Annotated in this window: 13 protein-coding genes; 3 read left to right on the top strand and 10 right to left on the bottom strand. The window is 72.5% G+C overall.

Annotated elements, in window-relative coordinates; all coding sequences use genetic code 11:
- Window positions 1–988, bottom strand: a 988-nt coding sequence (locus D581_RS0106110; RefSeq protein WP_018956340.1) for a TerD family protein, incomplete at its 3' end; no start/stop codon positions are given.
- Between the two features lie 120 nt (window positions 989–1,108).
- Window positions 1,109–1,732: a M48 metallopeptidase family protein gene (locus D581_RS0106105; RefSeq protein WP_018956339.1), complete on the bottom strand. Its 624-nt coding sequence runs from the start codon at window positions 1,730–1,732 to the stop codon at window positions 1,109–1,111.
- 263 nt (window positions 1,733–1,995) lie between these two features.
- Here D581_RS0106105 and D581_RS0106100 point away from each other — a divergent pair, with 263 nt between their 5' ends.
- Window positions 1,996–3,156: a ThiF family adenylyltransferase gene (locus tag D581_RS0106100; protein WP_018956338.1), complete on the top strand. Its 1,161-nt coding sequence runs from the start codon at window positions 1,996–1,998 to the stop codon at window positions 3,154–3,156.
- Between the two features lie 64 nt (window positions 3,157–3,220).
- On the top strand, window positions 3,221–4,699 hold the full coding sequence (locus tag D581_RS0106095) for an AarF/UbiB family protein (protein ID WP_018956337.1): 1,479 nt from the start codon (window positions 3,221–3,223) through the stop codon (window positions 4,697–4,699).
- A 20-nt stretch (window positions 4,700–4,719) separates the two neighbouring features.
- Here D581_RS0106095 and D581_RS0106090 read toward each other — a convergent pair whose 3' ends face one another.
- From D581_RS0106090 to D581_RS0106070, 5 genes are all read right to left on the bottom strand, one after another.
- Window positions 4,720–4,923 (bottom strand): hypothetical protein, encoded by a 204-nt coding sequence (locus D581_RS0106090; RefSeq protein WP_018956336.1) that lies wholly within the window; start codon window positions 4,921–4,923, stop codon window positions 4,720–4,722.
- A gap of 98 nt (window positions 4,924–5,021) precedes the next feature.
- Window positions 5,022–5,381, bottom strand: coding sequence for a hypothetical protein (locus D581_RS0106085; protein ID WP_026290256.1), 360 nt, complete (start codon window positions 5,379–5,381; stop codon window positions 5,022–5,024).
- Window positions 5,378–5,746, bottom strand: coding sequence for a WhiB family transcriptional regulator (locus D581_RS0106080; protein ID WP_007460056.1), 369 nt, complete (start codon window positions 5,744–5,746; stop codon window positions 5,378–5,380). The genes D581_RS0106085 and D581_RS0106080 overlap by 4 nt, the downstream gene beginning before the upstream one ends.
- 176 nt (window positions 5,747–5,922) lie before the next feature.
- The gene (locus D581_RS0106075; RefSeq protein ID WP_018956334.1) at window positions 5,923–6,252 is read right to left on the bottom strand and encodes a hypothetical protein; all 330 of its coding nucleotides are present in this window, start codon (window positions 6,250–6,252) and stop codon (window positions 5,923–5,925) included.
- Window positions 6,253–6,419: 167 nt separating this feature from the next.
- Complete coding sequence (locus tag D581_RS0106070) at window positions 6,420–8,636, bottom strand: ATP-dependent DNA helicase UvrD2 (protein ID WP_026290255.1); 2,217 nt, start codon at window positions 8,634–8,636, stop codon at window positions 6,420–6,422.
- Between the two features lie 252 nt (window positions 8,637–8,888).
- Here D581_RS0106070 and D581_RS0106065 point away from each other — a divergent pair, with 252 nt between their 5' ends.
- The gene (locus D581_RS0106065; protein WP_006127421.1) at window positions 8,889–9,143 is read left to right on the top strand and encodes a glutaredoxin domain-containing protein; all 255 of its coding nucleotides are present in this window, start codon (window positions 8,889–8,891) and stop codon (window positions 9,141–9,143) included.
- An 80-nt stretch (window positions 9,144–9,223) separates the two neighbouring features.
- Here the strand turns inward: D581_RS0106065 and nudC are convergent, their stop codons facing one another.
- From nudC to D581_RS0106050, 3 genes are all read right to left on the bottom strand, one after another.
- The gene (nudC, locus tag D581_RS0106060; protein ID WP_018956332.1) at window positions 9,224–10,180 is read right to left on the bottom strand and encodes an NAD(+) diphosphatase; all 957 of its coding nucleotides are present in this window, start codon (window positions 10,178–10,180) and stop codon (window positions 9,224–9,226) included.
- A gap of 138 nt (window positions 10,181–10,318) precedes the next feature.
- Window positions 10,319–11,713, bottom strand: a complete 1,395-nt coding sequence (locus tag D581_RS0106055) for a dipeptidase (protein ID WP_018956331.1) — start codon at window positions 11,711–11,713, stop codon at window positions 10,319–10,321.
- Window positions 11,714–11,723: 10 nt separating this feature from the next.
- On the bottom strand, window positions 11,724–15,239 hold the full coding sequence (locus D581_RS0106050; protein ID WP_018956330.1) for an ATP-dependent DNA helicase: 3,516 nt from the start codon (window positions 15,237–15,239) through the stop codon (window positions 11,724–11,726).
- Between the last annotated feature and the right edge of the window lies 1 nt (window position 15,240).

Raw genomic sequence — 15,240 nt, 5'->3', positions numbered from 1 at the left:
CGTAGGGAGCTGGGGCCTGCTGGCCGAAGGGAGCCGGGGCCTGCTGGCCGAAGGGAGCGGCGGGCGGCGCGCCCTGGCCGGGGACCTGGCCCCACTGGGGCTGCTGCGGCTGCTGGGGTTGGTGGGGTTGGTGGGGCTGGTGGGGCTGGTGGGGCTGGTGGGGCTGGTGGGGCTGGTGGGGCTGGTGGGGCTGCTGGGGCTGCTGGGGTTGGCCGTACGGGGACGGAGCCTGAGGCGCCTGCGGCGTCTGGGGAACCGGCGGGGCCGCGATCGTCGGCGCCGCGTGCATCGGCTGCTGCGGTGCGGGCGGCGGCGTGGGCGCGGACGGGGCGCCGAAGGCCGGTGCGGGCTGCGGGGCCGGGGCCGCGGGCGGCGCGCCGAAGGCGGGGGGCGCTGCGGCCTGGGTCGGCGGGGCGAACCCCGGAGCGGCGGCCGGCGCGGCGGCGGGTGGCGCCTCTTCCTCGGCGACCTCGCCCCCGAAGTTCTTCAGGAGCGCGTCGAGACCGCCGTCGAAGCCCTGGCCGACGGCGGCGAAGCGCCACACGTCCTTCAGGTAGAAGTCACCGAGCATCACGGCGCGCTCGGTGGTGAACTCCGACCCGGTGAAGGCGTACCTCACCACTTCCTCGCCGCCCGCGACGATCCGGATGTATCCCGGGCCGATCTGCGACATCTGCCCGGAACCGTCGAGCGTCGCGGTGAAGGAGAGCTTCTGGATGGCTGCCGGAATGCGGTCGAGCGTGACGCGGAAGGACTCGGTGTCACCGGACTGCGCGCCGAGGAGCTGAATGGACTCCTCGGGCGATTTCGGCTGATTGAAGAAGATGAAGTACCGGTCGTCGGAGAGCTGCTCATGGGCGTCGAGGCCGAAGCAGCTGATGTCGAAAGCCAGCCCCGGGCCCGCGATCTGCACGCCTACGTACAGATCCGTCCCTGGCGTGAGGTCACTGATCTTGGCCTTGTGGCCGCGTTGGAATTCCCTGGCCATGCGTAACGACCGTCCCCCATCCAGAAGGTAAATGCGTCGCGTCAGGCTAACCGCAAACGACGACATCGGGCCAAGCCGGTACACACCCGGTACAGAATCGGCGAACGTGACCGGCCCCGGTCACTCCTCGCGGGCGGCGGGCAGGTGGGGCAGCCGCCCGGCCGCGACGACGCCCTCCAGGTACCCCCGGGCTCGCTCGGTGCGCGGATAGGCCTCCAGCAGCCGCCAGAACCCGGGACCGTGTCCGGGAACGAGCAGATGTGCCAGCTCATGGAGGAGTACGTAGTCGACCACGTACTCCGGCATGCCCTGCAGGCGGTGCGAGAGCCTGATGCTGCCCTCGGCAGGGGTGCACGAACCCCAGCGGGTGTTCTGGTTGGTCACCCAGCGCACCGAGACGGGCCTGGCGCGACCGTCGAAATACTGGGTGGACAGCCGCCCGGCACGCTCGACGAGTTCGGTGTCGCCCAGGACGCGCTTGCTCTCCTGGGCGGCGAGCTTGTCCAGCATCACGCCCACCCAGCGTCGTTCCTCCGCCTCCGACATGCGGGCGGGGATGAGCACGATCGTGCGGTCGCCCTCGCGGTACGCGGAGACCGTTCTCCTGCGCCGGGTGCTCCTGCGGACCTCGACCGCGCTCGTCGCCGAAGCGCGGGCCTGATGGGCTGCCGCGCTGCGCTGATGGCTTCCGGCGCTGGGCGCGGGGGGCTCCCCGGCGAAGCCGGACGACGGGTCGGCGGACACGCCACGACGTTACCCGCTGTCCGCGGGGGAAGTCCCGCCCCCGGGAACGGTTGGCGGCGATCCGCACCACGGCACGCACCATGCGAACGACCACACGCTTGAACGACCAAGGGCTTGAATGACTAATGACCTGCGCCTGTGGACAACTCCGGGCGAGGTTCGGCGCGGGCCCGCATTCTGGCGGAGGTCCTACGGAAAGACCCGTGGGCCAACCGGTCTGCGGGCACAGCTGTGCCCGCAGACACCGCTCGGGGGGAGAAATCATGTATCCGATGCTGAAGCCCGCACTGCGCCGCGCCTGGCGCGGACGGAACACCGTGCAGTTCGGTGTGACACCCGCACATGCCGTGACGCTCGGACCGGTGGACCTCGCCACGGGGAGCTTCCTGGAACTGCTCGACGGCACGCGAGGACTGCCGCTGCTGCACGAGGAGGCCCGTGCCCTGGACCTGTCGGAACGTCATGTGGACACCTTGCTCTCACGGTTGGCGGAGGCCGGTCTCCTGGACGACCCGAGGTCGGTCGGTCCGGGAGCCGATGTCCTGTGCCGTCGCGCCGAGGTGATGGACCGCCAGCGTCCCGATCTGGCCTCCCTGTCGGTCGTCCGTCCCGAGCCAGGGGGCGGCACGCGCCGGATGGCGGCCCGGCGGGCGATGCGGGTCCAGGTGCGAGGAGCGGGCCGGGTCGGGGCGTCCATCGCCTCGGTGCTGTCGGGCGCCGGGGTGGGGCACGTGGAAGTGCTCGACGGGGGCCGGGCCGAGCACGGGGACGTGGCGCCCGGGGGGCTCCCCCCGGCATCCGTGGGGGAACGGCGCGACGTGGCGGCCCGTCGGCTCGTCCGCCGGTGCTCGCCCGGGCCCGCTCCCCGGCGTGCGAGGACGGACGGAGCGGCGGCCGACCTGCCGGGGAGCGCCGGGCAGCCCGGTCTGTCCCTGATCGTCGTCGCTCCCCGGGACGGCCTCGCGGTGTACGCGCCCGTCGCGGACACGGCCGGTCCGTGGATCGCGTCGGGCACTCCCCATCTCTATGCGGGAGTGATCGAGGCCACCGGCGTGGTCGGGCCTCTCGTCCTGCCCGGGGGCACCGGGTGCGCGGGCTGCCTGGAGCTGCACCGCGCGGACCGGGATCCGCAGTGGCCCCGGATGCTGGCGCAGTGGCGTTCCGGACGGCGGGGAGCGGTACCCGCCTGCGATCTGGGGCTCGCGACGGCGGTCGCCGGTCTCGCCGCGGCACATTCCCTGGCCTTTCTCGACGGTGACCTCCCTGCCTGTACCGGAGCTCGCTGGGAGGCCGCTCTGCCCTTGCTGGACTGGCGTTCCGAGCCGATCGGCCCGCATGCGGACTGCACCTGCGGCGCGGCCGGGGGCGCTACGAGGGAACGGCCCTCCGGTGCTCTTCCGGCGCAGGACACAATGGCGGGGTGACCGCCGTCGCCGGAGAGATCCCGGAGGCACGAGCGGCACGGCAGTCTGGGAACTGGAGGGGCACATGTCTGATCTTCCCCGGAAGGCGGTTACGCGTACGGCCAAGCTGGCCGCGCTTCCGCTCGGCTTCGCCGGTCGTGCCACATGGGGTCTGGGCAAGCGGATCGGCGGAAAGTCGGCCGAGCTGGTCGCCCGTGAGGTGCAGCAGCGCACGGCGGACCAGTTGTTCAAAACCCTGGGCGAGCTGAAGGGCGGGGCCATGAAGCTGGGCCAGGCCCTCTCCGTCTTCGAGTCGGCCCTGCCCGAGGAGGTCGCCGGCCCGTACCGGGCCGCGCTCACCAAGCTCCAGGAGGCCGCGCCGCCGCTGCCCGCGCGCACAGTCCACGGGGTTCTCGCGGAACGGATCGGGGAGGACTGGCGGGAGCATTTCCTGGAGTTCGAGGACACGCCGGCGGCTGCCGCCTCGATCGGGCAGGTGCACCGGGCGGTGTGGCACGACGGCCGCGAGGTCGCGGTGAAGGTGCAGTATCCCGGCGCGGGCGAGGCGTTGCTCTCCGACCTCTCCCAGCTGAGCCGCTTCGCCCGGCTGCTCGGCCCCCTGGTTCCGGGGATGGACATCAAGCCGTTGATCAAGGAGCTGCGGGACCGGGTTTCGGAGGAACTGGACTACGAACTGGAGGCCCGTGCGCAGCAGGAGCACGCGGCGGAGTTCGAGGGCGACCCGGATGTGGTGGTCCCTCAGGTGGTGCACCAGTCCGATCAGGTGCTGGTGACGGAGTGGATCGATGGGATCCCGCTCTCCGAGGTCATAGCGGAGGGGACGGCGGAACAGCGGGACCGTGCGGGACAGTTGCTGGCCCGCTTCCTCTTCTCCGGTCCGGCACGCACGGGCCTGCTGCACGCCGACCCGCACCCGGGCAACTTCCGGCTGCTGCCCCCGGCGCCACGGAACGCCGAGCATACGGAGGGCGCGGAGCATCCGGAGGGCGCGGCACTCGCGGAGGAGGACGGCGGTTCGTTCGGGTCGTGGCGGCTGGGGGTGCTGGACTTCGGCACGGTCGACCGGCTGCCGGGCGGGCTGCCGCGGAACATCGGCGACTCCCTGCGGCTGACGCTGGAGGGCGACGCGGCGGGGGTGTACGGGCTGCTGCGCGAAGAGGGCTTCGTGAAGGAGTCGATCGACCTGGACCCGGACGCGGTGCTCGACTATCTGCTCCCGATCATCGAGCCCACGCAGGTGGAGGAGTTCACCTTCAGCCGGGGCTGGATCCGTGAACAGGCGGCCCGGATAGCCGATCCGCGCTCACCCGCCCATCAGCTCGGCCGGCAGCTGAATCTCCCGCCGTCCTACGTCCTCATCCACCGGGTGACGCTCAGCACGATCGGGGTCCTGTGCCAGCTGGGCGCGACGGTCCGGCTGCGCGACGAGCTCGAGGCGTGGCTTCCGGGGTTCCTCGCGGAGGACGTCGAGGACACCGAGCTGGAGGGGACGGAGTACGCCGAGGAGGAGGGCGAGCCGGACGGGGAGCCCGTCCAGGCGTAGGAGAGGTCAGGGAGCCTCGGTCACCACCAGAGTGAGTCGAGGCGGCTCTCGATGGCGCGGATGTGGAGGCGGGCACAGCCCTCGCAGAAGAGGAGGCGGCGTCCGTCCTCCACGGAACAGAGCCAGGTCGGAGGGGCTGTGTCGCCCTCGGCGGCGGTGCCGCAGCGGGCGCACACCACGCTGTGCTCGGCGGGTTGTTCGGGGGGATGGGTCTCCTCGTCCACCTTCTGACGATATCCCCGTGACCGGATGGGCGGCGGTACAACGCACGGCGGGGCCGCCCGTGTCCGGACGGCCCCGCGGTGACGTCATGGGTGAACGGTCAGTGCATGACCGCCATGGCCAGCGCGCGGCGGGCGCGCAGCGAGGCGCGCTCCGCTCGGCGCTGCATCCGGCGGGCGGCGATCAGGCGGGCCGACTGGCGGTCCTCCTGGGCCTCCCGCAGGCGGTCGCGCATATGCGCACGCGCCATGGCTTCTGGGATGAGTTGCATTTCGCGGGTCCTGTTCTGACGCGAGTCGTTCGCGCCGATGATGGTGACGTCGGGGGTTGCGGAGCCGACGGGCTCCTTCGTGGGGGTGATCATCGGTGCCTGATTCCGGGGGTCATGGGTCTGGGGACGGTCGATCGTTCCGAGGCGGAGCCTGCGTGTGGGGGCGGGGACCCCACAGGCCGCGGTCACGCTGCGACCGGGTTCTTGCGCGGACGGCCACGCGGACGCTTGCGGGCCACGACGACGCCCTGGACGAAGAGCTCGCCACCCCAGACACCCCACGGCTCGCGGCGGTCCTTCGCCCCGGCGAGGCAGGCCTCGACGAGCGGGCAGGTGCGGCAGAGGGACTTGGCGTACTCGACGTCGGCGGGCGACTCGGCGAAGAAGACCTCCGGGTCGTAGGAACGGCAGGGGACGGGTACGCCGAGGTTCTCGATGGCGTCGTCGAGCGCGGTGAGCGTGGTGAGCGGGGTCAAGGCGGAGTCCTCCGTGGAGCCGGGCGGCGAGATCGGGGTGGAAAGCGGTACTGACGGGGCGTGCGTTTCGATGTGCACGGTGGGTGGTGTCCTCGTCTGGTCGTGCCGGCCTGTTGGCCGGTTGGCGGCTGCTGGTACCAGGTCCTGCTTGTCCCGAGGCTCCTTCGCTCCGTCCTGTCCGTTCGGACAAAACAAAAGGGCCGCGGATCCCGAGTGGGGTTCCGCGGCCCTGAAGGCGCCGGCCTGATGCTGGATCAGGCTGGATCGCTCCAGGGTTCAGGCCCACGGAAGGCCCACATCGTGTGGTGGTGCTGCGTCTGCTTGTCGGCTCCGGCACCGGCTGCCGCAAAGGCATAGGCCTGAGCCTGTGCCGCCTTCGCTACTGCTGCCGCCGGTGCCTCGATCGGTCGCTCATTACGCTCCCGCGTCACGGGGAGGCTCACCAGAGACAGCGGACGGACGGCGGAGACGCCGGACAGACCGGTGGCGCGAAGCGAGGCGACCGAGGAGCGGGTGAGGCCGAGCGAGCAGGCGGAGACGACCGAGAGATCGGTCATTTTCTGGGTTTCGATGATGCTGATCACTTCAATCGCCTCCTCTCGGCGTCTCAGGGGGACCGGCGGGGACCGGTCCTGCGTATTCGGATAAGTACAGCACGGAATCAGGGCTTCAGAGAAGTCGCTGTTCCCGTGGTTAAGAACCTATGGTGACGACTGGGGCGGGCGCAAACTATTTTCTGGACGAGTTTTCCTCAGGTCTCGTCCGCGCCCTCCTCGGGCTCGCCGTCAATCGCCTCACCTGCGCAGATGGCCAGAACATCGGTGCCGAAGCGGCTCAACTTCCGGTTGCCGACGCCGGCGATGACGACCAGCTCGCCCGCGGTGGACGGCACGGCCTCGGCGATCGCCATGAGCGTCTTCTCGGTGAACACGCAGAAGTCCGGCTGCCCCAGCAGGGCCGCCTGCGCGGCACGCCAGTCGTACAGCCGCCCGTAGAGCGCCTCGTCCATGTCCGAGGGGCACTCCTCGCAGCGCATCAGCTTCATCTCGCCCGCGTCGGTGAGCGTGCGTCCGCAGACCCGGCAGCGCACCGGGCTCCTGGGCTTGCGCTCGACGGCCGGGGTCCGCTCGACGGCGGCCCGGCCGGATCCCCGGTCGATCCCTCCGCCGCCGCCCGCTCCGCTCCGCGCGCCCGAGGCCGTCGAGCCCGGGCGCAGCCCGTTCAGGAAGCGGGTCGGCCGTCGGCTCGCCCGGCCGCCCGGTGACCGGGACAGGGCCCAGGAGAGCGAGAGGTGGACGCGGGCGCGGGTGATTCCGACGTACATCAGGCGCCGCTCCTCCTCGACCTGCTCGTCGGTCTTGGCGTAGGCGATCGGCATCATGCCCTCGGTGAGTCCGACCAGGAACACGGCATCCCATTCGAGGCCCTTCGCCGAGTGCAGCGAGGCCAGGGTCACCCCCTGGACCGTCGGGGCGTGCTGGGCGGCGGCCCGCTCGTCCAGCTCACGGACCAGGTCGGTCAGGGTCGCCCCCGGTCTCGCCGTCTCGAAGTCCTCCGCGAGGCGCACCAGCGCGGCCAGCGACTCCCAGCGGTCACGCACGGCTCCCGATCCGGCGGGCGGCCGGCTGGTCCAGCCCTTGGTGGAGAGCACCGCCCGCACCTGGGCGGCCAGGTCCTCCGCCCCGTCGAGGAGCGAGTCGTTGCCTCCGGCGCGGGCCGCGCCGCGCAGGGCGGTGCCCGCCTCGCGGACCTCCGCCCGCTCGAAGAACCGCTCGGCGCCGCGCAGCTGGTAGGGCACCCCGGCGTCCGCCAGTGCCTGCTCGTAGACCTCGGACTGGGAGTTGACGCGGTAGAGGACGGCGATCTCACCGGCCGGCACGCCCGCGGCGACGAGATCGCGGATCCGCCGGGCGGTGCCCTCGGCCTCGGTGGGCTCGTCCGCATACTCCGCGTAGACGGGTTCGGGCCCCGTGTCGCGCTGCGAGACCAGCTCCAGCCGGTGGTCGGCCGCCTTGCCGTGGGCCTGGCTCAGCAGGCCGTTGGCGAGGTGGACGACCTGAGGGGTGGAGCGGTAGTCCCGCACCAGCTTGACCACGGTCGCCCCGGGGTGGCGGGTGCGGAAGTTCAGCAGGTGGTCGGGGGTGGCCCCGGTGAAGGAGTAGATCGTCTGGCTGGCGTCGCCGACGACGCAGAGATCGTCCCGGCCCCCGACCCAGAGATCGAGCAGCCGCTGCTGGAGCGGGCTCACGTCCTGGTACTCGTCGACGACGAAGTGCTGGTACTGGCCGCGCACGTGCTCGGCGATGTCGGTCCGGTCCTGGAGGATGCCGACGGTGAGCAGCAGCACGTCCTCGAAGTCGATCACCGAGCGGTCGCGCTTGAGCTGTTCGTACGTGGAGTAGATCTGGGAGAGGACCGCCGGATCGCGGGGGGCGTCACGCTGGGTCTTGGCGACGACCGCCGGATAGTCGGCAGGGACGGTCTGGGTGACCTTGGCCCACTCGATCTCGCTGGTGACGTCCCGGAGCTCGTTGCGGTCGAGCCGGAGCTCGCAGCGGGCGGCGGCCTCGGCGACCAGCTGCACCTTCCGCTCCAGCAGCCGGGGCAGCTCGCCACCAACGGCTTTCGGCCAGAAGTACTGGAGCTGGCGGAGGGCGGCGGAGTGGAAGGTCCGCGCCTGGACGCCGGTCGCGCCGAGCTGTCGCAGGCGGCCGCGCATCTCTCCGGCTGCCCGGTTGGTGAAGGTGACGGCGAGCACCGTGGCCGGCTGGAGGATGCCCGCACGCACCCCGTACGCGATGCGGTGCGTGATCGCGCGGGTCTTGCCCGTACCGGCTCCGGCCAGCACGCACACCGGTCCGTGCAGGGCCAGAGCCACCTCGCGCTGCTCGGGGTCGAGCCCGTCGAGCACGGCGTCCGGGGTCTCGGGAACCTGGGGGAAGAGGGTGGAGTGCGTTGCTGCTGTCACCCCGCCATGCTGCCAGGTCCCCCGGGGCGGATGCGGCGGTTGTCCACAGGGGTGAGGTATTCGTCGTACCGGCTACCGCGGCACGGGGCCGGTACGAGGCCTGGTACGAGGCCCGGTACAGGGGCGTGGTGGGAATGGTGGCCGCGTCCCGTACGTTCCCTATCCATGCGGAGGGGCCGTCGACAGCGGCCCGACCGCTGGTGACGCTGCCGGCCGCGCAGCGTACGGACGAGACGAAGGAGCGCCAGCGACATGGCGGGCACTGTGACGATGTACAGCACCACCTGGTGCGGCTACTGCCGTCGGCTGAAGAGCCAGATGGACCGCGAGGGCATCGCGTACAACGAGGTCAACATCGAGCACGACCCGGAGTCGGCCGCGTTCGTCGAGAAGGCGAATGGCGGAAACCAGACGGTCCCCACACTGCTGATCGTGGCCCCCTCGGGCACCGAGTCGGTCATGACGAACCCGTCGCTCGCCCAGGTGAAGCAGGCGCTCGCCGCCTGATCCCGGCCGATGGACGACCGCCCGTCGCACCCACCGCTGCCCCCGGCACCCGCCGGGGGCAGTGGTGTGTCCGGGGGTGCTCAGTCGGTCCGCTTCGCGCTGCCGGGCCTGGGGAGCGGCTTGCCGTACCAGAGCTCGATCAGGCGGGCCGCGATCGAGATGCCGAACGGGGGCATGACCTCGCCCGACTCGAAGGCGGCGGTGAGGTCCTCGCGGGAGAACCATCGGGCCTCCTCGATCTCCTCGCCGTCGACGGTGATGTCGAAGGTGGTCGCCCGCGCCATGAAGCCGAGCATCAGGCTGGAGGGGAACGGCCAGGGCTGGCTGGCGATGTACTCGACCTCGCCGACGGTGATCCCGGCCTCCTCGTACACCTCGCGGGCCACGGACTGCTCGATCGACTCCCCCGGCTCGACGAACCCGGCGAGCGTGGAGAAGCGGCCCTCGGGCCAGTGCACCTGGCGGCCCAGCAGGGCCCGGTCCCGGTCGTCGGTGACCAGCATGATGACCGCCGGGTCGGTGCGCGGGTAGTGCTCGGCGCCGCAGGCCTGGCAGCGGCGGATGTGACCGGCCGCCGCGATGACGGTGCGCTCGCCGCAGCGGGAGCAGAAGCGGTGCAGCCGCTGCCAGTTCTCCAGGGCGACGGCGTGCGCCATCAGGCCCGCGTCGCGGGGGCCGAGGAGAAGCCCTGCCTCGCGGAGCCCCGCGGGCCGGGCCGACTGGTCCATGCGGCCGGGCAGCGAGTCCTTCTGGAGCGCGAAGTAGCTGACGCCGCCCTCGTCGGTTCCGAGGAAGTACCGGTGGGTCTCGGTGACCGGGGCCTCGAAGGCCTGGGTCATGACGATCTCGGTGCCCCCTTCGGGGGTGTCGTCGATCAGCACCTGCCCGCCGGAGACGACGAAGACGCGGGTCGTCGGGTGGCTCCACGCCACGGCCAGCCACGCCTCGTCGAGGCGGTGGTGTGCCGCGCGGTCGATGCCGCTCGGCGCGGTGAGGCCGATCGGGCGGTCTGCGGTGGCGTTGTCGAAGGTGCTCACAGGTGCTTCCTACTCCCCCTGGGTGAATCGGGTGTGCACAGATACGTGGAGGGTGTGCAGAGGATTCAGCGGTGTTCCGGTTCCGGGCGTGCGGTGGCGGGCATTCAGTGGGTCCGGGTATTCAGCAGGTACAGGGATTCAGCGCAGTGCCGTGGCCAGCTCGCCCCACAGGTGGGCGGTCGTCTCCACGCCCTTGAGCAGCAGGTCGAGCTCGACCTTCTCGTCGGGGGCGTGCCAGCCGTCGGAGGGTACGGAGATGCCGAGGAAGAGGACGGGTGCGCCGAGCACGTCCCTGAGGTCGGCGGCGGGGCCGGAGCCTCCTTCGCGGGTGAAGAGGATCTTCTTCCCGAAGGCCCGGCCCATCGCGCGGGCCACCGCCTGGAGGGCGGGGTGGTCCAGCGGGGTCAGGCAGGGGCGGGTGGCCGGCTGGAAGGCGATCCGGTGGCGGACGCCCGCCGGGATACGGGACTCGGCCCAGGACTGGACGGCCTGCTGTACGCGGTCGGGGTCCTGGCCGTCGACCAGCCGGAAGCTGATCTTCACCAGGGCCGAGGAGGGGATGATCGTCTTGCTGCCGGCGCCCTGGTAGCCGCCGCCGATGCCGTTGACCTCGGCGGTGGGGCGGGCCCAGAGGCGCTCCAGCGTGGAGTACCCGGCCTCGCCGGCCGCGGCCCCCGACTTCGCGGTGCGCAGCCAGGTGGCCTCGTCGAAGGGCAGTGCGGCGAAGAGGGCCCGCTCGGTGTCGGTGAGGTCGGTGACCCCGTCGTAGAAGCCGGGGATCGCGACCCTGCCGTCCGCGTCGTGGAGGGCGGCGACGAGGCGGGCGATCTCGGTGGCCGGGTTGGGGACGGCTCCCCCGAACGATCCGGAGTGGATGTCCTGGGCGGGGCCGTACAGCTCGATCTCGCACTCGGCGAGGCCGCGCATGCCGGTGCAGACGGTCGGGGTGTCCTCGTCCCACATGCCGGTGTCCGAGACGATCACCGCGTCGGCGGCGAGCCGGTCCGCCCGCTGCTCGGCCAGGGCGCGGAAGTGCGGGGAGCCGGACTCCTCCTCGCCCTCGATCAGCAGCTTGAGGTGGACGGCGGGGGTGGAGCGGCCGGTCGCCGCGAGGTGGGCGCGGACCCCGAGGGTGTGGAAGAACACCTGGCCCTTGTCGTCGGCCGCGCCGCGTCCGTACATCCGGCCGTCCCGGATCACCGGCTCGAACGGGTCGGTCGCCCAGCCGTCCTCGCGGGCGGCGGGCTGCACGTCGTGGTGGCCGTAGACCAGGACCGTCGGGGCGTCCGGGTCCTCGCTGGGCCACTCGGCGAAGACCGCCGGCGCCCCGGGCGTCTCCCAGATCTCGGTGACCGGGAAGCCGGTCTCCTTGAGCTTGGCGCTCAGCCACTCCGCGCTGCGCCGTACGTCCCCGTCGTGCTCCGGCTGGGCGGAGACGGACGGGATGCGCAGCCACTCCGCGAGGTCGTCGAGGAAGGCTGCGCGGTGCTGTTCGGTGTACGTACGGACGGCGCTGTCCGGGGTCTCGCTCATGCTCTTGAGCCTATCCGTCCTCGGGGGCCAGCTCGTCCAGCAGGATCCGCTCCAGCTCGGCCCGGCCGGGCAGCCCCCGCGGCTGGACGGTCTCCCCGCTGCGTACGTAGAGGAAGGTGGCGGTGACCTCTTCGAGCGGCAGGTCGTGCAGTTCGGCCCAGGCCAGCCGGTAGACGGCGAGCTGGAGCGGGTCGGCGGTGCGGTGGCGGGTGGTCTTCCAGTCGACGATCTCGTACCGGTCGCCCGTGCGGTAGACGGCGTCGATCCGGCCCCGGATCACGCGGCCCGCCAGGGTGATCTGGAACGGCGTCTCCACCCGGTACGGCGTGCGCCGGGCGTACGCGGTGCGCTCGAACGCCTCCTTCAGCTCGGCGAGGTCCCGCTCGTCGGCGATCTCCGCGTCGCTCTCGTCGCCCCCGGGCAGTTCGTCGGGGCCGAGCATGGGCAGCGGCAGTTCCTCGTACCGCGATTCCACCCAGGCGTGGAACCGGGTGCCCCGGCGGGCCGCGGGCTGGGGCGGGCGGGGCATGGGCCGGGCCAGCTCCCGGGCGAAGGCGTCGGGGTCCTCGGCCAGGCGCAGCAGCTGGGTGGCGGAGAGAGCGGCGGGCACGAGGACCTCACGCACGGTGGCGCGGGCGCGGCGCAGCTCCCCGGCCAGGGAGTCCAGGTCCCGGTCCCAGGAGGCGAGGGTGCGGGCCTCTTCGGGGGTGAGCCGTTCCGCGGGACCGGGCTCCTGGGGGTGGCGGGCGGCCGGGATGCGTGGGGGTGGGGGCGGTGCGGTGTCAGGTGCCGGGGCCGGTGCCGTCCCGGGTGCGCCCGGGGGGCGTTCGGTGGGGAGCGCGTCCCAGTCCCACTCCTCGTCGACCAGCTCCGTGTCGAACGGCTCGGTGTCGAACGGCTCGGCGTCGAACGGCTCGGCGTCGAACGGCTCGGCGTCGAACAGTTCCTCGTCGGCCGGTGTGTCTTCGGGCTCGTGCGAAGCCTCACCGGTGGCCAGCCGCTCCAGGTGGGCCAGCACCGTGTCCCGGGCGGCGCGGCGGCGGGCGAGGGCGTCGGCGTCCAGCGGGAGCGGCCAGGCCAGGTCGGCGTCCCGTTCCGCGAGGGCCGGGTTCTCCTCGTCCTCCGCGGGCTCGTCCGCCCAGGCCTCGATCTCCCCGTGGCCCGCCGCGCAGTGCTCGTACAGCGCGTCGAGGAAGGCGGACGGGCCGCGCGTCCGCTTCTGGGAGGGGCCCCACCAGTGGCCGGAGCCGAGGAGCAGGGAGCGGGGGCGGGTGAAGGTGACGTAGCCGAGGCGCAGTTCCTCCGTGTGCTGGTGCTCCTTCATCTCCGCCTTGAACGCCTTGATCCCCTTGGCGTCGAGGCCGTCGTGCGGGTCGAGGGCCGGGAGCGTCTCCGCGTCGCCGCGCAGGGCGTGCGGGAGCACCTGGGGCTGGGCGGTCCACGCCTCCCGGGCCCGGTCGCTGGGGAACTGGCCCGTGACCAGTCCGGGTACGGCGACGACGTCCCATTCCAGGCCCTTGGACTTGTGGGCGGTGAGGACCTTGACGGTGTTCTCGCCGCCGGGCAGCGCGTTGTCGAGGCCCTTCTCGTACTGTGCGGCGGTCCGCAGGAAGCCGAGGAAGGCGAGCAGGGTCGCCTCGCCGTCCAGGGAGGCGAACCGGGCCGCGGTGTCCAGGAAGTTGGCGAGGGTCTCCCGGCGGCGGGCGGCCAGCGCCTGCGGGGACGCGGACAGCTCGACCTCAAGGCCGGTGGTGGCCAGGACCCGGTGCAGGACGTCCATCAGGGGGTCCGCGAGCGAGCGGCGCAGGTCGCGCAGCTCCCGGGCGAGGCGGGCGAAGCGGACGCGGGCCTCGGCGGAGAACGGCAGCCCGTCGTCGGCCGCGTCCCCCACGACCAGGAAGGTGTCCAGCGCGTCCGCGAGCGATATCACCTCGGCCGGGTCCGTGCCCTCGACCGCGTCCGCGAGCCGCTGGTCCGCGTCGGCGTCGTCCGCGTGGCCGGCCCGGTGCACGAGGAGGCGGGCGCGGCGGCCCAGGAGCGCGAGGTCACGGGGGCCGATGCGCCAGCGCGGTCCGGTGAGGAGGCGGACCAGGGAGGCGTTGGCCCCCGGGTCCTGGAGGACCTCGCAGACGGCGACCAGGTCCGCCACCTCGGGCAGGTGGAGCAGCCCGGCGAGGCCGACGACCTCGACCGGGATGTCCCGGGCGACCAGCGCCGCCTGGATCTCGGGGAAGTCCCCGGCGGTGCGGCACAGGACAGCGATCTCGCCCGGCGGGGTGCCGGTGCGCACGAGGTGGGCGAGGGAGTCGGCGAGCCAGTCGATCTCCTGGGTGTGCGTGGTCAGCAGGGCGCAGCGGACCATGCCGTCCCGCTCGGCCCCCGGGGCGGGGCGTAGCGCCTCGACGCCCTCGTGCATCGCCCGCAGAGGTTCGGCGAGGCCGTTGGCGAGCTGGAGGAGACGGCCGCCGCTGCGCCGGTTCTCGCTGAGGCTGTAGCGGGTGGCGGGGGCGCCGTCGGCGTGCGGGAAATGCTCGGGGAAGTCGTCGAGGTTGGCGACGGACGCGCCGCGCCAGCCGTAGATCGCCTGGCAGGGGTCGCCCACGGCGGTCACCGCGTGGCCGGTGGGCGTGCGGCCCCCCTCCCCGGACTCCGTACCGCTGCCGAACAGCGCCGAGAGCAGCAGCCGCTGGGCCACCGACGTGTCCTGGTACTCGTCGAGGAGGACCACCCGGAACTCCTCGCGCAGGATCCTCCCGACCTCGGGCCGGGTCAGGGCCAGCTCGGCGGAGAGGGCGATCTGGTCGCCGAAGTCCAGCAGGTCCCGGCTGCGCTTGGCGGTTCGGTAGCGCTCAGTGAGGGCGAGGAGGGAGCGGCGGGCCTCGGCGGCCTCGGGGATCTTGCGGAGGTCGGCGTTGCTGAGTTTCGTGTGCTCCAGGGCGCTCAGCAGCTCGGTGTCGTGACGGTGGAGCGCGCCGGGGCTCACGAGGTGTTCGGACAGCTCCCCGTCGAGCGCCAGGAGATCGCTGACCAGGGTGGGGAAGGACCGGGTGAGCGCCGGATAGGGGCCCGGGGCCTCGCGCAGCACCTTCGCGGCGAGCTGGTAGCGGGTGGCGTCGGCGAGGAGGCGGGTGGTCGGCTCCAGGCCGACGCGCAGGCCGTGCTCGGTGAGGAGGCGGCCGGCGAAGGCGTGGTAGGTGGAGATGGTGGGTTCGCCCGGGGGGTTGTCCGGGTCGATGACGTCGGGGTCGGTGACCCCGGCGGCGATGAGCGCCCTGCGGACGCGCTCGGCCAGCTCGCCGGCCGCCTTGTTGGTGAAGGTGAGGCCGAGGACCTGCTCCGGCGCGACCTGTCCGGTGCCCACCAGCCAGACCACGCGGGCGGCCATCACCGTGGTCTTGCCCGACCCGGCTCCGGCCACGATCACCTGCGGGGCGGGCGGCGCGGTGATGCAGGCCGTCTGCTCCGGGGTGAACGGGATCCCGAGGAGCTCCTTGAGCTGCTCGGGATCGGTGAGGCGTGGGGACACG

Source organism: Streptomyces sp. CNB091, assembly GCF_000377965.1.
Note: the sequence above shows the minus strand (reverse complement) of the source record. Positions and strands in the feature narration are given on the sequence as shown.